This is a genomic window from Natronolimnohabitans sp. A-GB9 (assembly GCF_030848565.1).
In the GTDB taxonomy this organism is placed as follows: domain Archaea; phylum Halobacteriota; class Halobacteria; order Halobacteriales; family Natrialbaceae; genus Natronolimnohabitans.
Map to the genome: position 1 here is coordinate 454,628 of NZ_JAVDDV010000002.1, position 19,939 is coordinate 474,566.

Annotated in this window: 16 protein-coding genes and 1 pseudogene; 9 read left to right on the forward strand and 8 right to left on the reverse strand. The window is 64.1% G+C overall.

Annotation, left to right across the window (positions count from 1 at the left end; genetic code table 11):
* Positions 1–2: 2 nt before the first annotated feature.
* Both RBH26_RS04785 and RBH26_RS04790 read right to left on the reverse strand, forming a co-directional pair.
* Positions 3–1,694 (reverse strand): cation:proton antiporter, encoded by a 1,692-nt coding sequence (locus tag RBH26_RS04785; RefSeq protein WP_306756922.1) that lies wholly within the window; start codon positions 1,692–1,694, stop codon positions 3–5.
* The gene (locus RBH26_RS04790) at positions 1,687–3,447 is read right to left on the reverse strand and encodes a cation:proton antiporter (RefSeq protein WP_306756924.1); all 1,761 of its coding nucleotides are present in this window, start codon (positions 3,445–3,447) and stop codon (positions 1,687–1,689) included. The genes RBH26_RS04785 and RBH26_RS04790 overlap by 8 nt, the downstream gene beginning before the upstream one ends.
* Before the next feature lie 121 nt (positions 3,448–3,568).
* Between RBH26_RS04790 and RBH26_RS04795 the strand changes: the two genes are divergently transcribed.
* Together RBH26_RS04795 and RBH26_RS04800 are read left to right on the forward strand one after the other, a co-directional pair.
* Complete coding sequence (locus RBH26_RS04795; protein WP_306756926.1) at positions 3,569–4,237, forward strand: HAD family hydrolase; 669 nt, start codon at positions 3,569–3,571, stop codon at positions 4,235–4,237.
* Positions 4,238–4,343: 106 nt separating this feature from the next.
* Complete coding sequence (locus RBH26_RS04800) at positions 4,344–5,396, forward strand: hypothetical protein (protein WP_306756927.1); 1,053 nt, start codon at positions 4,344–4,346, stop codon at positions 5,394–5,396.
* A gap of 7 nt (positions 5,397–5,403) precedes the next feature.
* Here RBH26_RS04800 and RBH26_RS04805 read toward each other — a convergent pair whose 3' ends face one another.
* The 3 genes from RBH26_RS04805 to RBH26_RS04815 form a co-directional block, all read right to left on the reverse strand.
* A complete protein-coding gene (locus RBH26_RS04805; RefSeq protein WP_306756929.1) occupies positions 5,404–5,790 on the reverse strand; it encodes a hypothetical protein in 387 nt (128 codons plus the stop codon).
* A gap of 24 nt (positions 5,791–5,814) precedes the next feature.
* The gene (locus RBH26_RS04810; RefSeq protein ID WP_306756930.1) at positions 5,815–6,273 is read right to left on the reverse strand and encodes a DUF2240 family protein; all 459 of its coding nucleotides are present in this window, start codon (positions 6,271–6,273) and stop codon (positions 5,815–5,817) included.
* A gap of 282 nt (positions 6,274–6,555) precedes the next feature.
* Entirely contained in the window at positions 6,556–7,200 is a 645-nt protein-coding gene (locus RBH26_RS04815; protein WP_306756931.1) for a ribonuclease H, read from the reverse strand.
* A gap of 223 nt (positions 7,201–7,423) precedes the next feature.
* Between RBH26_RS04815 and RBH26_RS04820 the strand changes: the two genes are divergently transcribed.
* The 6 genes from RBH26_RS04820 to RBH26_RS04845 all read left to right on the forward strand — a co-directional run bounded on the left by RBH26_RS04820 (position 7,424) and on the right by RBH26_RS04845 (position 14,234).
* On the forward strand, positions 7,424–8,989 hold the full coding sequence (locus tag RBH26_RS04820; RefSeq protein ID WP_306756932.1) for an ABC transporter substrate-binding protein: 1,566 nt from the start codon (positions 7,424–7,426) through the stop codon (positions 8,987–8,989).
* 137 nt (positions 8,990–9,126) lie between these two features.
* Complete coding sequence (locus RBH26_RS04825; RefSeq protein ID WP_306756934.1) at positions 9,127–10,116, forward strand: ABC transporter permease; 990 nt, start codon at positions 9,127–9,129, stop codon at positions 10,114–10,116.
* Entirely contained in the window at positions 10,113–11,123 is a 1,011-nt protein-coding gene (locus RBH26_RS04830) for an ABC transporter permease (protein ID WP_306756935.1), read from the forward strand. Before RBH26_RS04825 ends, RBH26_RS04830 begins: the two co-directional genes overlap by 4 nt.
* A 1-nt stretch (position 11,124) precedes the next feature.
* The gene (locus RBH26_RS04835; RefSeq protein WP_306756936.1) at positions 11,125–12,408 is read left to right on the forward strand and encodes an ABC transporter ATP-binding protein; all 1,284 of its coding nucleotides are present in this window, start codon (positions 11,125–11,127) and stop codon (positions 12,406–12,408) included.
* Positions 12,405–13,739: an ABC transporter ATP-binding protein gene (locus tag RBH26_RS04840; protein WP_306756937.1), complete on the forward strand. Its 1,335-nt coding sequence runs from the start codon at positions 12,405–12,407 to the stop codon at positions 13,737–13,739. The genes RBH26_RS04835 and RBH26_RS04840 overlap by 4 nt, the downstream gene beginning before the upstream one ends.
* Before the next feature lie 129 nt (positions 13,740–13,868).
* Positions 13,869–14,234 (forward strand): hypothetical protein, encoded by a 366-nt coding sequence (locus RBH26_RS04845; protein WP_306756938.1) that lies wholly within the window; start codon positions 13,869–13,871, stop codon positions 14,232–14,234.
* 139 nt (positions 14,235–14,373) lie between these two features.
* On the opposite strand, the gene RBH26_RS04850 is transcribed toward RBH26_RS04845, so the two are convergent.
* Together RBH26_RS04850 and RBH26_RS04855 are read right to left on the reverse strand one after the other, a co-directional pair.
* Positions 14,374–14,679 (reverse strand): hypothetical protein, encoded by a 306-nt coding sequence (locus RBH26_RS04850; RefSeq protein ID WP_306756939.1) that lies wholly within the window; start codon positions 14,677–14,679, stop codon positions 14,374–14,376.
* Between the two features lie 420 nt (positions 14,680–15,099).
* Positions 15,100–17,328, reverse strand: coding sequence for a CDC48 family AAA ATPase (locus RBH26_RS04855; protein ID WP_306756941.1), 2,229 nt, complete (start codon positions 17,326–17,328; stop codon positions 15,100–15,102).
* Positions 17,329–17,564: 236 nt separating this feature from the next.
* On the opposite strand from RBH26_RS04855, the gene larC reads away from it, so the two are divergent.
* Positions 17,565–18,893, forward strand: coding sequence for a nickel pincer cofactor biosynthesis protein LarC (gene larC, locus RBH26_RS04860; protein WP_306756942.1), 1,329 nt, complete (start codon positions 17,565–17,567; stop codon positions 18,891–18,893).
* A gap of 196 nt (positions 18,894–19,089) precedes the next feature.
* Here larC and RBH26_RS04865 read toward each other — a convergent pair.
* Positions 19,090–19,939 (reverse strand): annotated as a pseudogene (locus RBH26_RS04865) (hypothetical protein); the annotation flags it as partial.

Below are 19,939 nucleotides of genomic sequence, written 5' to 3' on the forward strand. Positions count from 1 at the left end.
TCTCACTGGAGGTGACGAGGTATGTGGTCGGCGTGGCGCTCGAGTTCAGATCGTTGGCGGTTTCGCAACTCCTCTCGGGTCAGATCGCCGTCGAGCACCGCTCGGATCTGGGTGGCCAGTTGCTGGCCCGCGAGCAGATCGGGATGACCGACGTACAGCGCACCCGCGTCGACCAGTTCCAGGGCGGTCGTCCGATCGCCTGCTCGCAGCGTCACGTCGGCCGAGACGTCGAGCGAGAGGATACGGCGCGAGACCGGCTGGGAGTCGACCGTCGAGACGACGAGTCGAGCCTCGTCGACGTTTGCCATCTCCCAGGTGTAGTCCTCCATCGCATCCCCGACGACGGCGGCTTCGCACTCGCTGGTGACGGCTTCTCTGTGGACGGGATCGTTCTCGATGACGACGTAGGGGTGGCCGAGTTCTTCGCAGGTCTCGGCCAGCTTCCGTCCCTGCCGGCCGTAGCCGACGATGACGACGTGGTCGGCGATGTCGTCCGGTACGTCGCTCCACTTTTCGATCCGGTCGTGACTGCCGGTGATCACACCGCGGTCGGCGAGCATTCGGTAGATCTCCTCGCTGTATCGGTGTGTCAGACTCGAGGTTACCATCGTCACCGCGGCCGCGAGGATGATCGCGTCGAAAACCGACTGGCTCAACGCCCCGAGCATAAGCGCTTGAATCGCGATGATCAGTGCGAACTCGCTGACCTGATCGGTGTTGAGGCTGGCGAGCGTCGCCGAGCGGGCCTCGTGTCCGCGGTAGATCAGGATGGCCGTGGTGACGGCCGGCTTCACCACCGCGGCCAGGACCACGAGCCCGCCGGCGAGTAGCAGCTTCTCGACGGACGCGGCCCATCCGAGTTCGACGAACGGGAAGACGACGAGCGCACCGATCGTGACGAAGAAGATCGCGACGAAGAAGTCCCGGATCGACTGGAGCCCGTTGAACAGTCCGAGATACTCGATGGGATCGTGACGGATGGCGAGTCCGGCGGCGAATGCGCCGACGACGACGGAGATTCCGGCGAACTCGGCCGCGCCGACGAACAGCGCGAGCAACGCGACGACACCCAGGATCATCAGTTCGTCCGAGTCACCAGCTAACTGTCCGATGACGTCGAACAGGTACCTGTTGACGAGGACGGCCGCGAGCAACAACGCCGCGCCGCCGGCGAGTGCCGGCCCCACGTAACCGGCCTCGAGCGTGCCGGCACCTAAAAGCAGTACGGCGACGATGGCGATCAGGTCCTGGACGAAGTGGATCGACTGAGCCAGCCGGCCGCGAACGAGATTCACGTCGATACCCCGCTGTAACAGCGCCGTACCGACGATCGTCGACGAGAGGGCAGCCGCGATACCGAGGTAGACCGTATCGGTCGGCGATACGCCGAGTGCGAGGCCGAACCCGGCCCCGATCGAGCCGACGACGAGGATCTGTCCGAGCGCCGCGAGTTCGCCGTCGACGATCACCGTCCGGATCGCCGTGAGATCGATCCGCGCCGCCCACGTGAACACCAGTAGGGCGATTCCATAATAGGCGAGTTCGAGCAGCGGGTCCGCATCGATGATCGCCCCGGCGACAAATCCCGAGAGGACCAGCGCCGGAACCATCGGCAGATCGAACCGACTGGCGACGAGCAGGAACGGTCCGGCCACGATGAAGAGTATCGAGACCGCGGTGAGCAACTCACTCATCAAGACCACCTCCGAGTCGGTCGTACGTGTCCGGGAACGGATCCGGCGTCTCGAGCAGTTCGACGTCGCTGTCGATCGCTTCTTCTAAGGTGTCCGCTTCTTCCTCGAGGTACACCCGGAGATAGTCCGCGAGTCTGTCGGCTGCGAGGAACGGAGGCATGATAACGCAGTGAGCACCGCTGTCGTAGAGGGCGCGTGCGTGTTCGATTCGCTTCGCTTCGACGAAGACCATTGCGTCCTCGTCGGCGTCTCTGAGCAACGCCTCGTTTACCACCGGTTCGACTGACGACGAGAGGAGGAAATCCGCCTTCTTTACGGCGGCGTCTTTCCGGATCGTGGCGTTACGGAAGTCGCCGAAGATCGCGTCGTATCCCTTCTCCTCGAGCGTGTCGATGTGTTCGACAGTCCGATCGACGACGACAACGTCCTCGTAGTGGTCGGCCAGCAGCGGGAGGGCGTTTTTCGTCACCTCGTCGTAGCCGATGACGACGGCGTGATCGCGGTACTCCCGCTTGCCGCCCTCGAACTCGTCGTCGCCGGTCCACCGGTTGATCGTCGGCTCGAACCGTTCGTACAGCGCGTGGTTGAACTCGACGAAGTAGACGGAGACGCTCATCGTGAAGATCGCCAGCAGCGTCATGAAGCCGAGCACCTCGGCCGGGATGAACCCGCCCTCGAAGGCGACGGCGGTGACGATGATGCCGAACTCACTGACCTGGATCATGTTGATGGATCCAAGGAACGTCGTCTCGGAGTCGAAGCCCTGCCAGTCGATCAGGTAGAAGAACACGAGGAACTTCACCGGCATCAGGACGAGCCCGGCGATGATCGCCTCCTGCCAGTGGGCGAGCAACTGGGCAGCCTCCAGATCGAGGGCAACCGAGACGAAAAACACCATCACGAACAGGTCCGTCAGCGGATTGACCCGATCCTGGAGCTCCTTGCTATAGGGAAGCTGGGCGAGAGCCAGCCCCGCCATGAACGCCCCCATCTCGATCGAGAGGTACGCCTCGATGCCGAAGGGCTCGAGAAAGAGGTTGACGTTGTCGGAGACGAAGACGAACAGGAACGCCCACGCGATCGCGACGAGGAAAAACACCTCCTTGTCGTCGGCAATGCGACGGAAAACCGTCGGCAGCACCGACCGAGAGGCACCGATCGCTGCGACGGTGATGATCGCGACGAGGACGAGGACGACAGCGAGTGTCGTAGCGACTTCGGCCAGGTCGTCCGGCTGTCCGGCCGCGAGCACCGCTAGAATGATGACGACGACGATGTCCTGGATGAGGAGCACGCCGACGTCGATCTTCCCGTGTAACGACGTTGCCTCGTCCTTGTCGTTTAACATCTTGATGACGACCGCCGTCGAACTGTACATCACCGCGAGTCCGATGATCACCGACTCGACAAGACCGAACGGCGGCAACGCGAGTGCAACGCCCATCCCGGCGAGGAAAATCGCCGCCATCTGGGGAATCGAGATCTTGACGATCGGCGAGAGAACGTGTTGCACCTCCTCGAGGCGCATCTTGATCCCGAGCAAGAACAGCAAAAACGCGAGCCCGAGTTCGGAGAGTAGATCGGTGAGTTCACTGACCTCGACGATACCGAGGGCCGCCGGCCCGATCACCACGCCAGCGAGGATGTAGGCGATGATCGTCGGCTGCCCCGTTCGCTTGGCGACGAATCCGGCGAGTGTCGCACTCAGTACGATAATAGCGAGATCAACGGTGAGTGCTACCTCTGTGACCATTCGGTACGAACTGGCGATTCGGGTGAATTAAGAATACCGGAAGTGATCGTTCTCCGCACCGTGTCACCAAGCGGTGAGTTCGAAGGATAGTTTCAACCACTTCGAGCCCCCGATAACGTCTATGCCACAGGCGGTCGTCTTCGACCTCGATTACACGCTCGCGGTGCCGACTCGGGACCGTGAAACCATCCTGCGGGAGGCCGTCGAGGCCGCCGACGCCCCGCCGATCACCCGCGAAGAGTACCTCGAGGCCCACCGGCGCAACCTCACCCGCGAGACGCGCGAACCCATTTTCGCCGACCTCCTCGAGGGCCGAGAGTCCGAGGCGGACCCGGAGGCGGTCGCCGACGCCTACCGCGAGACGATCGCGGCAACGCTCCAGTCGCTGCCCGACGTCGAGTCGATGCTCGAGGAGCTGCGATCCGAGTACCGGGTCGGCCTGCTGACTAACGGTCCCGTTCGGGCCCAGCGGGACAAACTCGAGACGCTTGGCTGGGAGGACCGCTTCGACGCCGCGATCGTGACCGGCGAACTCGAGGCCGGCAAACCCGACCGACATGCCTTCGAGGCGATCACGACCGAACTGGCCGTCGATCCGGCCGAGGCCGTCTACGTCGGTGACGAGATCGAGGCCGATATCTACGGCGCGACCAACGCCGGACTGGACGCCGTTCAGGTGGTGCTCGAGGACGGCCCCGAGCCGGATCCACGGGCGATCGCCCACGTCGAGCAGTCGGCGGTTGCGACAGCGGTGCCGGCGCTGCTCGAGTCCCTCGCCACAGCGGAGTAGCGACCCGTCGATCACAGCCCGTTCGGTCACGAAACGATGACTGTCACCTTATTTTAGATATTATGTAAGAGAAAGTTTATATTTAGGGACGGGAACTACCGGTCACATGGCACGCGATCCTTCGAGTACGGATGACGGAGCTCGGAGCGGTGAATCCACCGCTCAGAGCAGTACGGGCGACGCCGACACGTCAGTTGGCCGACGATCGTATCTGAAACTGGCAGGGGCGACGACAGTGGTAGGCACCGCAGCGGCGGGCGCCCTCGTCGTCAGCGGCGACGACAGCGACGACGGCGACGACAGCGGCGACTCCCAGCAGACCGCCGCGTTCGATGCCGAGGGCGAGGACGAGCCGACCGACTACTATCTCGAGGTCGACGACGGCGAGCTCGAGCCCTCGACGGACGCGGCGTCGACGTGGGTCAGCGACGACGGCACCCGCGCCGCGGGACGCGTCGTCGACGGCCGCCACACCTGGGCGTTCGACGCGGAACTCGTCGACGTCACTGTCGACGGGCCGGCCGACCTGCTCGTCGACGGCGAGCTATCGTCCCTCGAGCAGTTCCCCCTCGAGGGTGCGACTGGCAACGACTGGAAAGACGACATGCCGTGGCACGACGCCGCCGCGGGCCTCGAGCAGACGCTCGTGATCGACGGCGTCGGATCGACCGGTGAGACGAAATACGAGTTCCGCGTCAGTGGAGCCGTCGAACCGACGACTGACGCGGATGCGTCGATCGACGACGATACCTCGATCGAGGATGGCCGCGTCAGCGGACAGCTACACGGCTGGCGCGACGCTTTCGCGTTCGACGGCGACCTCGAGTCGCTGACGATCGACGGGACGGCCCGTGTCACCCTCGACGGCGAGGAGATCGACCCGAGCGAGTACGGCGACGACCACGATCATATCCTGACGATCGTCAGCGACGGCTCGTCGGGGTCCTACGAGGTCAGCGTCGACGGCTGGATCGAGACGATCGCCTGGGACGACTCGAGCGAGTACGCCTCCATCGAGGACGGGACGACGGCCACCGGCACGATCGAGTCGGACTACCAGCGGTTCCGTTATGCCGGCTCGATCACCGACCTGACGGTCGACGAGGAGTCGGTGACAGTCTACGTCGACCGCGAACGGATCGATCCCGACGACTACTGAAACGGTACTAGTTCCCCTCGAGCGTGCGACTCACCCGCTTGACGACGTCCGTCCCCCGTTTGACTTCGGCACCGCTCTCGAGGAACACGAGCGTCCGTGGTGGGTCGGTCGCTTTCGGCCGCACGCGCAACGCGAGATCCTCGGCGGTCTCGGCCGCGAGATCCTGCTCGACCGCAAACTCGAGTCGGGCACGATCCTCGTGGACGAAGACCTGTGCAATCTGCTCCTCACCACACGTAACGTCGTATGCGCGTGCGCCATCGGCCGTCGGCTCGACGTCGCGGTCGGCGTTCGTAACGTCGATCGGCGCGAGGCCGCCGTCCTCGCGGCCGTCGAGTTCGGAAGCCAGCAGTTCGGCGATCCGGCGCCCGTCGGTGATCCGCTCTTCGACCATGTCTCCCGGTCGGGTGGCCGACGACTAACGCCCTTCGGCTTCGGTCAACTCGTCACGGGCAGCAGGGGCCAGTTCGCTCACGTCGATCCCCTGTCGGCGGGCGTAGACGACGGCGGCGGCTTCGATCGCTACGTCCAGTTCGCTTTGGAGCTGGTTGATCGCGCCGACGGCCTCGTGCTTTTCGGTCCCCTCGGCGACGAGGGCCTCGAGAACGCGTTCGAACGCCGACCGCTCCGTGAGGAGATCCTCGTCGGGGACGAACTCGTCGGGAACGGTCACGTCGGCGGGATCGAAGGTCACCTCGAGGGCGTCGTCGGTGCGCTCGAGCAGTCCCTCGTGGGTCGCGACGTCGATCAGGCGTTTCGATTGGTCGGGCGAGAACCAGTCGCGGTCCAGCGAGAGTGCGACGACGAACTCGTTTTCCTGGAGACGACGGGTTCCGTTCTGGATGAACGGGGCGGCGACGGCGACGCGGAGGCTCATCGAATGTGCATCGCGGAACCGGCGAGATAACGGTGGCGGTTCCGCTCACGTGAACGCGAGAGGCGGTCGCGGCTCACCGCTCGTCGACACGGCGATGTGCCGAACGCGTCGTAGGCACTCATACGGTTTATACTGCCGGACAGAAGTCACTGAAGAGAATTCGCCGGACGGAAGCGGCAACTTCTCACAATAGTTCTGTCCGACAGTATTACTGTACGTCAGTGCCGGCGTCCCCGCGACCCGGGCGGCGGTTACGCCGGCACATCGGTACAGCAATCCGTATCAGTCCGAGGCGCGACCGCTACCGCCGTTGCGGTCGGCCCGCGAGGGCGGCGGGAACTCGGCCGGTACGGGGTCCGGTTCCGGCCGTTCGGGGAGGACACAGCGTGCCGGCTTCCGGTTGACGTGCTGGTAACGTTCGGGCTCGTTCGCGAGGGGGTGGGCAGGGTTCTGGTTGCTGTCGATTCGGGCGGCCCTGACCTCGCCGAAGCCGTTGAGCCGCGCCTGAATCCCGCGCCAGTGATACCGGGTGTCGGCCGGGACGGAGACGGGACGCGGCGGTTTCCCGTCCGGGTGGTTCGTCGCGAGGATGGTGCTGTTGACGTTGCTGGCGAGTGCGTCGTGGTCGACGAGGACGCCGACGCAGGCGTCTCGCGGTGCACGGGCTGCCAGAACGTCGAGTCCGAGATGCAACGCCCGGTACTCGGCGACGTTGTTGTCGGGTGGCGTGTCCGTGGTCGCGACGCGGGCGACACGCGTTCCGTCGCGTGCTTCGATGACGGCGCCCAGTCCGCCGCCCGATTCCCGGAAGGACCCGTCGGTAGCGACGTAGAAATCCCGATGGTGAGTCCGCGGGGGATGGGCGATGTGGGGTGTGGGCGACTCGTCGAACAGGTCCCGCAGTGCAGACCGGCCGTGAGCGGCCATGTGAGCGTCTAAGTGACTCGCCAACTTAACTATTCTGTCCCCGATAACAAACACCACGGATGTAATTCGCGCTATTCTCGGAGTAGAGTCCTTCTATCCCGGACAAATCGGGTATAAGCAGTTTCGATGACAGTATTCGGTTCCGATATACAGGAAGGGATGTATTTCATCGAATCGTGTTTGTGTCACCAAATCTATATATTCTGCTGATCTATAGGGTGGTATGTCTCAGCATGGCAGTGGATGGACGAGTCGGCGGGCGTTTCTGACCGCGACGGGTGCGGGGACACTCGGCGCGGTCGCGGGGTGTCTCGGCGGCGAAGGACCGGAAGAGTTCGTCGTCACGCAGGGGGAACTGGCCGGGAACGCCGATCCGAACGATCACAACGCGACGCCCGCGTACAACGTGTTCGATCCGGTGTACGAACCGCTGTTCGATCTCACGCCCGACGGCGAGATCCAGGAGCGAATCGTCACCGACTGGGAACACGTCGACGACGGCGAGATCGAACTGACGCTGCGTGACGACGTCGTCTTCCACAACGGCGACGAGATGACGGCCTCGGACGTCGCGTACACCATCGACAGACAGGTCGACGAGGAGGTCGGGATTCCGAGCCCACAGGCCGACGGGATGACCGGGATCACCGGGGCCGAAGCCGAGGACGAGACGACCGTCCTCGTCGAACACGAGGTCAACCCCGAACTCGCCGAGACGGGACTGGGCGTCTTCGCCCGCGTCGTCGACGAGGAGTGGGTCGAGGAACGCGAGCAGCCGATCGCCGACGAGATGAACGGCACCGGCCCCTACCAGCTCGTCGAGTTTCAGGCCGAGGAACACGCCGTTTACGAGGTCTTCGACGACTACTGGGGCGAGGAACCGCCGTTCGACCAGCTCCGATTCCAGGCGATCTCGACGGACAGCACCCGGGTCGCCGACCTCGAGACGGAGGCCAGCGACGTCGTAACGAACGTTCCGCCGGCGGACGTCCACGACATCAGCGAGGCGGAGGGACTCGATATTCGAACCGTCGTCAGCTTCCGGAACATCTTCCTGGTGATGCCAAACGACGACGAACCGTTCGATAGCCAGGCGTTCCGACAGGCGATGAACTACGCGGTCGACAACGAGGCGATCATCAGCGACATCAACGACGGGTTCGGCGAGCCGATGAGCCAGCCGGTCCCCGAGGATCACTTCGGTCACAATCCGGACCTCGAGCCCTACCCCTACGATCCCGACGAAGCGGAGTCTTTGATCGAGGAAAGCGGCTACGAGGGCGAAGCGCTTACCCTCACCTGTCCCGACGGACGTTACCTGAACGACACGGACATCGCCGAGTACGCCGCCAGCCAGATCGACGAGTTGGACACCGTCAGCTGCGAGGCCGAGATCGTCCCGTTCGAGGACCTCGTCGAGATGGTTCTCGACGGCGATCCGACGACCGCACCCGACTTCTTCCTCATCGGCTGGGGCAACCCCACCTACGACTCGAACTACGGGCTCGAGCCGTGGTTCGTCGAGGGACAGGCCTCCTACAACTTCCTCGAGGAGGACCTCGAGGAGCCGGTGCTCGATCAACGCATCGAGGAGGCGATCCTCGAGAGCCAGACGGTCGAGGACGAGGACGAACGCGAACAGCTCCTCCAGGACATCAACGAGGAGATCCACGAGGCGGCCGCCTGGGTGTTCCTCCACAACGAGGAGAGCGTCTACGGGGTGCGTTCCGACCTCGAGTGGGAGCCTCGAGGCGACGAGCGGATCAATCCAGGAGAGATGGAGCTGTAACGCCCGACTATCGCGAGCGGAACCGACGGCTACCGTCGTCCGTATCGGTAGCCGACACATCACGCGTCGCGATTCGGGCGATCGACAGCGCTTGGCGCCCACGACACCACTAACACCGAAACTGACCGACTGACTCGATGTCTCTCGCCAAGTTTCTGCTCAGACGAACGCTGCAGGGCCTGCTCGTCATCTGGGGAGTCGTGACGGTAACGTTTGGCATTCGTGTCGTCGCGCCGGGCGATCCGGTCGCGGTCATCCTCGGCCCCGGCGCCTCGGAGACACTCCAGGAACAGGTCAGGGAGGATCTGGGGCTGAACGAACCGTTGTACGTACAGTACGTCGACTATCTCCAGGGGCTGGTCGTCGGTGACTTAGGCTACTCCTACCAGTCCAGACGGGAAGTGGAGATCATGGTCGTAGAGCGAGTGCCGGCGACGCTGGAACTGGCACTCGCCGCGACGGTCGTCGCCATCGTCATCGCGATCCCGCTTGGCGTCGTCAGCGCGACCAGACGCAACGAGCCGGCCGACTACGGGGCGACGACGTTCTCGCTGGTCGGCATCAGCACGCCGAACTTCTGGCTCGGGATCATGCTCATCCTGTTGTTCGCGGTTCAGTGGGGGATCTTCCCGAGCAGCGGCCGGTCCGTGGGACTCGGCGAAGCGGTCGTCTCGCTGGTGACGACGGGCCACGCGAACGATCTCCTCGCGTGGGCCCGCCACATCGTCTTGCCGGCGATCACGCTGGGGACGTTTTTCACCGCGTTGATCACCCGACTGACCCGCAGCGGCATGGTCGACGAACTCGGCAAACCGTACGTGACGGCGGCCGAAGCGAAGGGACTCCCGGGCGTGTTGATCCGGTACAAACACGTCCTCAAGAACACGATGATCCCGATCGTCACCGTCCTCGGACTACAACTCGGGACCCTCATCGGCGGCGCAGTGATCACCGAGGAGGTGTTCAACTGGCCCGGCCTCGGATCGCGGCTCATCAGTTCGATCCGCTCGGACGACTGGCCGCTCACACAGGGGATCCTCATCTTCATCGCCGTCAGTTTCGTCCTCATCAACATCGTCGTCGACACGATCTACGCCGCTCTCAACCCGCAGGTGACCGCCGAATGATCTCCAACCGGCTTCGCTCGAGCCTGAAACGCGAGTTCCGCGAGAGCCTGCTGGCCAAACTCGGCCTCACGATCATGATCGCGATCCTGCTGCTTGCGCTTTTCGCCCCCGTGTTGGCGACCCACGATCCGACCACGACGGGGCACTACGACGAGGAGGGGAGCCCGTATCCACCCTGGGGCGTGAGCCACGAGACCCACACCTGGGAGGAGGGCGAGGACGGCCGTGAACAGGTCGCCCACACCGTCGAACCGAGCGAGGACCACTACCTCGGCACCAACAACCTCGGACAGGACGTCTACTCGAGGGTCCTCTTTGGCGCGCGGACGTCGCTCATGGTCGGGATCCTCGGAGCCGGGATCGCAGCCGCGTTCGGCGTTCCATTCGGCCTCGTCGCCGGCTACTACGGCGGCCGGATCGACGACTCGCTGATGCGCGTCGCGGACATGATGCTCGCGTTCCCGTCGCTCGTCCTCGCGGTGGCGTTGATCGGCGTCTTCGGACGCGGCGAGATCGCGATTCCGGACCCGATCGTCAGAGCCGGCCTCGTCGACGGGATGCCCGAGTCGGCGGTGTTGCCCGGCACCGTCACCCTCGTCGTCGCGCTCGTCAACTGGGTCTGGTTCGCCCGGGTCGCCAGAGGCGAGGCACTCGCGGTTAGAAGCGAGGCGTACGTCAAAGCCGCCCGGAGCATGGGAGCCAGCGATCTGACGATCATCAGAAAACACGTCCTCCCGAACAGCGTCACGCCGATCATCGTCCTCGCGACGATCCAGGTTGCGGCGATCATCCTGCTCGAGGCTTCGCTTGCGTACCTTGGCTTTTCGGGGACGACGCTGTCGTGGGGGTACGACATCTACCAGGGCGAAGACTACCTGCGGACGGCCTGGTGGATCTCGACGATTCCGGGCATCGCGATCGTACTGGCGGTGATCAGCATCAACCTGCTCGGCGACTGGTTGCGGGACTCCCTCGACCCGAACATCGAGGGCGAAGGAGGTGTCTAACGTGACCGAACCGATACTCGAGGTGAACGGACTGTCGACGCGATTCTTCACGGAAGAGGGACAGATAAACGCCGTCTCGGAGTTGGATCTCCGGATCGACCGGGGTGAAGTGTTCGGTATCGTCGGCGAGAGTGGCTCCGGAAAGTCGGTGACCGCCCGTTCGATCGTGGATCTGATCGAGTCGCCAGGACGGATCACCGACGGCGAGATCCGCTATCGAAACGCTGACCTCGCCGAGGCAGTCCGCGACGACCACCCCGCGGCCGTCGACGGCGACGCGGTCGATCTCCGGCAACTTCCCGAGTCGGTCCGGCGGTCGCTCCGGGGCACCGAGTTCAGTATGATCTTCCAGGACCCCGAGAGCAGCTTCAACCCCAGCCTGACGGTCGGCGAACAGCTCGCGGAGGCCGTCGAAGTCCAGCGGCGGGCGACGGCGACCCCTCGCTCGACGAGGGCACGCACTCGCGGCGACGAGTACTCGCTGACGTCGTACGCGCTCTCGACGCTTCTTCCCTCGAAGCAGTACGTTACTGAGGACAGCCGCGATCGTGCGGTCGAACTCCTCGAACTCGTCGGCATCCCCGACCCCGTCGAACGGGCCGACGAGTATCCCCACGAGTACTCCGGCGGAATGCTCCAGCGAGCGATGATCGCCCAGGCGCTTGCCGGCGAGCCGGACGTGTTGGTCGCCGACGAGCCCACGACGGCACTGGACGTGACGATCCAGGCTCAGATCCTCGATCTCCTCGACGAGCTCCAGGCCGAGACCGGAATGACGATCCTGCTGATCACGCACAACCTCGGCGTCGTCGCCCGGATGTGTGACCGAGTCGGCGTCATGTACGCCGGTGAGATCGTCGAACGGGGCACGATCGAGGACGTCTTCGACCATCACGTCCATCCCTACACCGAGGGGCTGCTCGGCTCGATCCCCGACCTCGAGGGCGCGGCCGGCCGGCTCGAGCCGATCCCGGGAAACGTCCCAAGTCTGCTCGACGAAGCGATGGACGACCGGTGTTACTTCGCCGATCGGTGTCCGAAGGCCATGGCGGCGTGTCTCGAGCATCCACCGGAGTTCGACGCCGCGGGCAGCGACGATCATGCGGCCCGGTGTGTCCTCGCCGAGAGAAGCTACGGCGAGTCACGGGCGTTGCCCGACGAGTACTTCGGCGAGACGGAACGTGTCGCCGCCGACAAGCACGCCGATCCCGATCGGACGGAAACGGACGTCCAACCGGACCGTGCGGAGCCGCCAGTCGACGACGCCGGAGGTGACCGCCGATGAGCACCGAGCGATCGAACCAGCCACTCGTCCGCGTCGACGACCTGCAGAAGTACTTCTGGGAGAACGACTCGCTGTTCGATCGCCTGCTGGGCGAGGACCCGGTTCCCGTCCGTGCCGTCGACGGCGTGAGCCTCGAGATCTACGAGGGGGAGACGCTGGGACTGGTCGGCGAGTCGGGCTGTGGAAAGTCGACCGCCGGCGAGACACTGCTTCGCCTCCAGGAGCCGACCGACGGCCGGATCGTGTTCGACGGCGAGACCGTCTCCGAACTCGAGGGCGACGACCTCGACGCGTTCCGTCGGCGGGCCCAGATCGTCTTCCAGGACCCCTTTTCCAGTCTCGATCCGCGGATGACGGTCGGCGAAATCGTCAGACAGCCCCTCGACATCCACGCCGTCGGGGGAAAAGACGACCGACGCAAACGCGTCCGGAACCTCATCGAGCGCGTCGGACTCTCGGCCGACCAGCTCGATCGCTACCCCCACGAGTTCTCGGGCGGACAACGACAGCGGATCGGTATCGCCCGTGCGCTGGCGTTGGAACCCGACTTTCTCGTGCTCGACGAGCCGACATCGGCACTCGACGTCTCGGTCCAGGCCCAGGTGTTGAACTTACTCGACGACCTGCAAGACGAGTTCGAACTCACCTACCTTCTGATCAGTCACGATCTCTCCGTGATCCGTCACGTCTGTGACCGCGTGGCCGTGATGTATCTGGGCGAGATCGTCGAGGTCGGCCCCGTCGACGACCTCTTCGAGTCCCCGAAACACCCCTACACGCAGGCGCTGCTCGAGAGCGTCCCCCGGGCCTCGACCGACGAACGCGAGCGCGATCGGGAGACACTCGCCGGCGACGTCCCCTCGCCGCGGGACCCGCCGAGTGGCTGTCGGTTCCGGACCAGGTGTCCGATGGTGATCCCGCCGGAAAACCTCGAGATCGACCAGGAGACCTACCGGGAACTGATGACGCTTCGCGAACGGATCGAACGCCGGGACGTCTCGCTCGAGTCGGTCGGCGACGACGGGAGATTCGACGTCGCGGACGGCGCCGTCCAGTCCGCGGATGTCCCCGAGTTCGTCGCCACGCTGAAATCGCGACTGCTCGACGAACCGCTTCCCGAGCCCCACGACGAGATCGTCACCGATGCGCTCACCGAGCTAGCGGCCGGCGACTGGGACGGCGCTGTGACCCAACTGCGCGAGACCTACGAGAGCGTCTGTGAACGCGAGGATCCCGAACTCGGGAACGGAACGCACCTCGTCGCCTGCCATCTCCATGGAGTGGCCCGAGACCGACTCGAGCGACGAGACGACAACGCCACGAATTCATGAATCGGTGGTATGACCGTCTCTGCACCTCGTATCGTAGGAAATCGTCCTGCTCGAGTAGCGACTGTTCAGTTGAGCCGGCCTATCTGTGTTGGCAGCAGGGGTAATACCGGCAGGGGCCTTGGCAGAGATATGAACGACGCGACCGCTACCCGGATGGAGGCTGCCTGCTCCCTGCTCGCCGAGTCCCAGCGTCGATACCTGCTCTACCAGCTGGCGGAACGCGGCGGTGGAAACGTCGAAGACCTCGTCACCGAGATCGCTGCCTGGGAACGCGACGTACGGCCCGACCAGGTCGACAAGGAGATCAGACAGCAGATCTACGTCTCGCTGGTCCACAACCACCTCCCGCGGCTCGCGGACTACGGCATCATCGACTACGACCTGCGAAGCGGCGACATCGTCCTTGACGACGGGTTCGAGGACATCAAGCCGCTGCTCGAGCAGTTCAGACAGACCGAGGAGGACCCCGAACTCCGCCAGCTCTCCTCGCTCTAAAGACGACCGACCGCCATCGTCCGTTCGATCGGTCGAATGCCCCATCAGCGCCCCCGTGGAGCACCAGTAGCGGCCCCGCTTTCGCTTTCGCTTTCGTCTCGTAACCGCGATCGCCACCATGCTACGTCGGTGACCGCCCTCACTCGCGTCGGTGGGCGTGTCCGACGTACAGCGCGCCGAGGTGGACCCCGAGTACGCCCAGAAAGACGCCGAACTCGAGCGACGACGACAGGCCATTGGCGAGGACCGGGAGATACACTACCGACAGAACGATCGCACCCCAGAATCCGGCCTTGCGGATCGGTTTCGCGAGCGTCGGCGCGACGGTCTCGAGTACGAGTTCGTCGTTCGGGTCGTTATCGTCCTGTTCCTCGACCGCTTTACGGGACGTGTCGCCGTGCTGGTCACCGGCCGCCCGATCACCAGCGGTAGAAGATTTCGACATCGGCCTTGGATACATCTCATCTAGCTGACTGCTGGCACATATATGGGTGCGAGCGTTTCACACAGATGTGACCGCTTATGGAATCGAAGGTCGTGCCGAACCGAGTAATCACGGGTTCCACGGGCGCTTTCGGTCGATCGGGAGATCGACCATCCTCGAGGCACGAGCGGCCCAATCGAAATATACTGCGTTTAGTCGCCGCTTACGACCCGTTCGTCTCACAGAACGGTAACGAAACTGTGTCGACGTCGGAACCCATCGCGATCGGTTCACAGTATGGACTCGTATCGACTCGAGCCGTCGAAATAGCCGCCGAAAACTGGAGATCGCGATCGTCGAGGTGTTCGGACTGCTGTCCCGATCGTCCGCCGATCGCCACACGGGGTCGGCAACCGACGGAACGTGACGACAGCAGACCGATTACTGGAAGCCGATCCGACTGTCGCGTCGACCCGTCGGTCCTGGACCCGCCGAGCCGCCCTGGAACTCCTCTTCGATCTGTTCGTAGTAGTCTAAGATGTCGTCGGTGATCGTCGGCCGGACGTTCTCCATCGCCTGGCGGAAGTGACGCATCTCGACGACGTCGGCCGTCTCGTCCTCACGCAGCGCCTCGATGGCTGCCTCCCGGGCGATCGACTCGAGGTCGCTGCCGACGTAGCCGTCGGTGATCTCGGCGATCTCCCGCAGGGTGACGTCCGCGGCCAGCGGGGTGTCCTGGGTGTGGATATCGAGGATGCGTTCGCGCCCGTCGACGTCGGGTTCGCCGATCATGACCAGCCGGTCGAACCGCCCCGACCGCAGCAGTGCGGGGTCGATCATGTCGGGCCGGTTGGTCGCGCCGATGACCATCACGTTCTCCATCTCCTCTAAGCCGTCGAGTTCGGTCAGCAGCTGGTTGACGACTCGTTCGGAGACGTTCGAGCCGGTCTCACCGCCCCGGCCGGGTGCGAGCGCGTCGAGTTCGTCGAAGAAGATCACCGTCGGCGAGACCTGCCGGGCCTTGCGGAAGGTCTGGCGGATGGCCTTCTCCGATTCGCCGACCCACTTCGAGAGGAGTTGCGGGCCACGCACCGAGATGAAGTTCGCGTTGGTCTCGTTGGCGACGGCTTTCGCCATGAGCGTCTTCCCGGTACCGGGTGGACCGTAGAGCAAGACGCCGGCCGGTGGATCGATCCCCAGTCGAGCGAACCGCTCGGGGTTGTTCAGCGGCCACTCGACGGACTCCTGGACCTGCTCTTTGGCAGTGTGGAGCCCACCGACGTCGTCCCAGGAGATCTTGGGTAACTCGACCAACACCTCCCGCATCGCCGACGGTTCGACCTCGTTTAAGGCGCCACGGAAGTCCTCCCGTTTGACGATCATCCGGTCGATCAGGCTCGGCGGGATGTCCTCCTCGTCGAGATCGATCTCGGGTAAGTACCGCCGCAGGGCCTTCATCGCCGCCTCCTTGGTCAGGCTCTCGATGTCGGCGCCGACGAAACCGTGGGTCTCGTCGGCCAGGTGTGAGAGGTTGACGTCGTCCGAGAGGGGCATCCCACGGGTGTGGATCTGGAGGATCTCCTCGCGACCCACCTCGTCGGGGACGCCGATCTCGATCTCACGATCGAATCGGCCGGGTCGACGGAGCGCGGGATCGACGCTGTCGACGCGGTTCGTCGCCGCGATGACGATGACCTGGCCCCGTGCCTCGAGGCCGTCCATCATCGTCAGCAGCTGGGCGACGACCCGGCGTTCGACCTCGCCGGTGACGTCCTCGCGTTTGGGCGCGATGGAGTCGAGTTCGTCGATGAAGATAATCGACGGGGACTCCTCGCTGGCGTCCTCGAAGATCTCTCGCAGCTGCTGTTCGGACTCACCGTAGTACTTGGAGATGATCTCCGGCCCCGCGATCGAGAAGAAACTCGCGGAGGTCTCGTTGGCGACGGCCTTCGCGAGCAGCGTCTTCCCGGTGCCGGGCGGCCCGTGTAAGAGGACACCCTGTGGGGGCTCGATCCCCAGTTTCTTGAAGATCTGGGGATGTTTCATCGGCAACTCGACCATCTCCCGGACGCGCTGGATCTCGCTTTGGAGCCCGCCGATATCCTCGTAGGTGATGCCCCCGCCGGTCTTCTCGAAGCCGCTTATTGGCTCCTCGCGGAGTTCGACGTCGGTGTCCTCGGTGATGAGGACGACTCCCTCCGGTTCGGTCTCGACGGCGATCAGCGGGATTGCTTGCCCCGGCGATCGCATGAACGGGTGGTTCGTCGAGGACATGACGGGAACGATGTCGCGACCGACGACCGGCCGTTTGAGGATCTGGCGTTTGACCATCCCCGCCGCGTCGGAACCGAACTGGACCGACGCCTCTTCGGGCGGCGCGAGGGTGAGTTTGTCGGCCTTCGTGGCCTCGGCCTTCCGGATCGTCACTCGCTCACCGATCCCGACATCGGCGTTCTGGCGGGTGAAGCCGTCGATACGGACCGTATCCGTGTTCCAGTCTTGGCGATCGGCACGCCAGACCTTCGCAGCGGTGGTGTCCGCGCCTTCGATCTCGATGATGTCGCCCGGACTCAGCTTCAGATGCAACAGCGTGTCCGGGTCGAGTCGGGCGATACCACGACCCGAGTCGTTCGGGTACGCCTTCGCAACCTCCAGTTGAACTTCGTTCATGATTCGGAATGAACCGCGATATGGATTACTCCGCTACGTGTGCGGATAGTTGTTTTGCTAGCCCAAGTCGTTGCCTGTGCTAGGTGCTACCATATCTAATTGAGGGAGGGAGATACATAGCTGTACCGGCATCGGTCGGTTTTGGTGGTATCGACACCCGCCGTGTCGATGACACCGTCGATCCTCGAGCGAACCGAGCGGGTGGCTTTTTGGCCGTGCCAGTCGGTCGACTACGTATGCGTGTCCTCGCGTTCGACGGCCGCATGGGGGCCAGCGGCGACATGATCCTGGCCGCCTTGCTCGACGCCGGCGCCGACCCCGACGTCCTCGAGGCCGTACCCGACAGTCTCGAGGTGGCGTATCGGATCGACGAGACGGTCGAGTGTGGTATCTCGTCGACGACGGTCGACGTTTTCCTGACCGACGACGACGCGCCGTCGGACCGCGATGGAGACGGGACCGAGCACACACACGAACACGACCACAGCGGACATCACCACGGTCACGGTCGCGACCACAGTCACGGACACGAAGACCACGACCACGGCGTCCACGCCGAGGGCCACGGCCCCCACCGCAGCTACCTCGAGGTCCGCGAGATCGTCGCCGACATGGACCTCGAGCCAGCGGTCGAAGACGACGCGCTCGCGATCTTCGCGTTGCTCGGCGAGGCCGAGGCCAGCGTCCACGGTGAGTCCCTCGAGGACGTCCACTTCCACGAAGTGGGTGCCGACGACGCGATCGCGGACGTCGTCGGCGCCGCCTTACTGGTCCGCGACCTCGAGCCCGACGAGATCGTCACCACGCCGCTGTCGACCGGCGGCGGCACCACCTCGATGAGCCACGGGGAGTACCCCGTCCCGACGCCGGCGGTCGTCGAGATCGCCGAACGCGCCGACTGGTCGCTGCGTGGCGGGCCAGTCGACGCCGAACTGCTGACGCCGACCGGCGCTGCGATCCTGGGTCATTTCGCCGACGGCGTCGAGTCGCTGCCGTCGCTCGACCTCGAGGCCTCGGGCTACGGCGCCGGCGGCTACGACCTCGACCCTCATCCGAACGTTCTGCGGGTCCTGGTCGGCGACGGCAGTGGACGGGGTGGGCTGGTGAAAGACGACATCGCCGTCCTCGAGACGACTCTCGACGACGCCACGCCGGAGGTCCTCGGCGGCCTCCAGGAGCGGCTGGCCAACGCGGGCGCGCGGGACATTTCGATTGTACCCGTGACGATGAAGAAGTCCCGACCTGGCCACCTCGTGAAGGTGATCTGCAAGCCGGCCGATCGAGAGCGAGTGGCTCGAGCGCTCGCCGTAGAGACGGGCACGCTGGGCGTTCGCGATGCGGGGGCGGCCTACCGGTGGATCGCCGAGCGGGAGTTCGAGACGGTGACCCTCGAGGTCGACGGCGAAGTCTACGAAGTGCCGGTGAAAATCGCGAGCGATAGCGAGGGCAACGTCTACGACGTCAGCGCGGAGTACGACGACGCGGCGGCCGTCGCAGCCGAAACCGGGCTAGCGATCAGGGACGTGATCCGACGCGCCGAGGAAGCGCTCGAGTCAGACCAGTGAACTGAGCCAGCGGGAAGCGACCGCGGCCGCGGCCGGCACGAAAGGGAGTAGAGCGTATAAGAGAGTGCTCATACTGTCGGACAGCAGTCAGTGAGACGTCGGTCGCGCGACTGCGGCCGTCCCGCGGGTGACGGCCACGATTTCGCGACCGATCGTCGAATCGTGTTGTCCGACAGTATCAGTCGCCGTTACCGTTTCAGCACTTTAATTTCTTCTTCGTCTTTTTGTAGGCGCGTTTCTTGTCCTTGTAGGCGCCTTTCTTCTTCTTGTATTTCTTCCTGTTCACGCGACCTTTCTCGTACTTCTTCTTGTATTTCTTGTACTCGCTTTTCTCGTGCTTGTAGGCGATTTTCTTCCGCTTGTATTTCCAGTATTGCTTCCGGTATTTCTCGTACTTTCGCTTGGCGTCCTTGTAGGCGCGCTTTTTCTTCTCGAGAGTCTTCTTATCGGTCTGGTTCTTCTCGTACTTTTTCTTGTACTTCTTGTACTCGCGTTTCTTGCGCTCGTAGGCGCGTTTCTTCTTCTCGAGTTTCTTCTTCTTTCGTCGCTCTTTCTCGTCGGGCTCCTTCGTGAACCGCTGGATCGGTCCGGCGACGACCACGTCGTTGGCCGTGGCGATCGCTCGGAACTCGTACTCGACGCCCGTGAGGAGGCCCGAGATTTCGTCGCTGAACGGCCCGGGCTCAGTGAGCGTCTGTGCAGGGGTCATCAGCCACTCCGGCGCGCCGACGATCCGGTACTGGAAGAAGACGTCCACTTCGCCGAAGTCACCGAGCGTGATCAGCTGCCCGTTGAGCGTTGCCGTCTTCTCGTTCACGTCGGTCGCGGGCTTGGTGGCGACCTCGGGAAGGTCCTTGTCCGGGTCTACCTTCTCCTTTTGGAACGTTAGCGTCTCGCCGGTCGCCCGCGTGTCGTTCGCGACGGCGACCGCACGGTACTCGTACTCGACGCCCTGTTCGACGTCGACCACCGCGCTGAACGGACCGAGTTCCTCGAGCGTTTCTGGCTCCGTCGCGAACCACTCGTCAGTGCCGACAGGTCGATAC

Excerpts from the sequence above, each read along its gene's own strand:
- RBH26_RS04785 (WP_306756922.1), bottom strand. The coding sequence starts at position 1,694 with ATGAGTGAGTTGCTCACCGCGGTCTCGATACTCTTCATCGTGGCCGGA.
- RBH26_RS04790 (WP_306756924.1), bottom strand. The coding sequence starts at position 3,447 with ATGGTCACAGAGGTAGCACTCACCGTTGATCTCGCTATTATCGTACTG.
- RBH26_RS04795 (WP_306756926.1), top strand. The coding sequence starts at position 3,569 with ATGCCACAGGCGGTCGTCTTCGACCTCGATTACACGCTCGCGGTGCCG.
- RBH26_RS04800 (WP_306756927.1), top strand. The coding sequence starts at position 4,344 with ATGGCACGCGATCCTTCGAGTACGGATGACGGAGCTCGGAGCGGTGAA.
- RBH26_RS04805 (WP_306756929.1), bottom strand. The coding sequence starts at position 5,790 with ATGGTCGAAGAGCGGATCACCGACGGGCGCCGGATCGCCGAACTGCTG.
- RBH26_RS04810 (WP_306756930.1), bottom strand. The coding sequence starts at position 6,273 with ATGAGCCTCCGCGTCGCCGTCGCCGCCCCGTTCATCCAGAACGGAACC.
- RBH26_RS04815 (WP_306756931.1), bottom strand. The coding sequence starts at position 7,200 with ATGGCCGCTCACGGCCGGTCTGCACTGCGGGACCTGTTCGACGAGTCG.
- RBH26_RS04820 (WP_306756932.1), top strand. The coding sequence starts at position 7,424 with ATGTCTCAGCATGGCAGTGGATGGACGAGTCGGCGGGCGTTTCTGACC.
- RBH26_RS04825 (WP_306756934.1), top strand. The coding sequence starts at position 9,127 with ATGTCTCTCGCCAAGTTTCTGCTCAGACGAACGCTGCAGGGCCTGCTC.
- RBH26_RS04830 (WP_306756935.1), top strand. The coding sequence starts at position 10,113 with ATGATCTCCAACCGGCTTCGCTCGAGCCTGAAACGCGAGTTCCGCGAG.
- RBH26_RS04840 (WP_306756937.1), top strand. The coding sequence starts at position 12,405 with ATGAGCACCGAGCGATCGAACCAGCCACTCGTCCGCGTCGACGACCTG.
- RBH26_RS04845 (WP_306756938.1), top strand. The coding sequence starts at position 13,869 with ATGAACGACGCGACCGCTACCCGGATGGAGGCTGCCTGCTCCCTGCTC.
- RBH26_RS04850 (WP_306756939.1), bottom strand. The coding sequence starts at position 14,679 with ATGTCGAAATCTTCTACCGCTGGTGATCGGGCGGCCGGTGACCAGCAC.
- RBH26_RS04855 (WP_306756941.1), bottom strand. The coding sequence starts at position 17,328 with ATGAACGAAGTTCAACTGGAGGTTGCGAAGGCGTACCCGAACGACTCG.
- larC (WP_306756942.1), top strand. The coding sequence starts at position 17,565 with ATGCGTGTCCTCGCGTTCGACGGCCGCATGGGGGCCAGCGGCGACATG.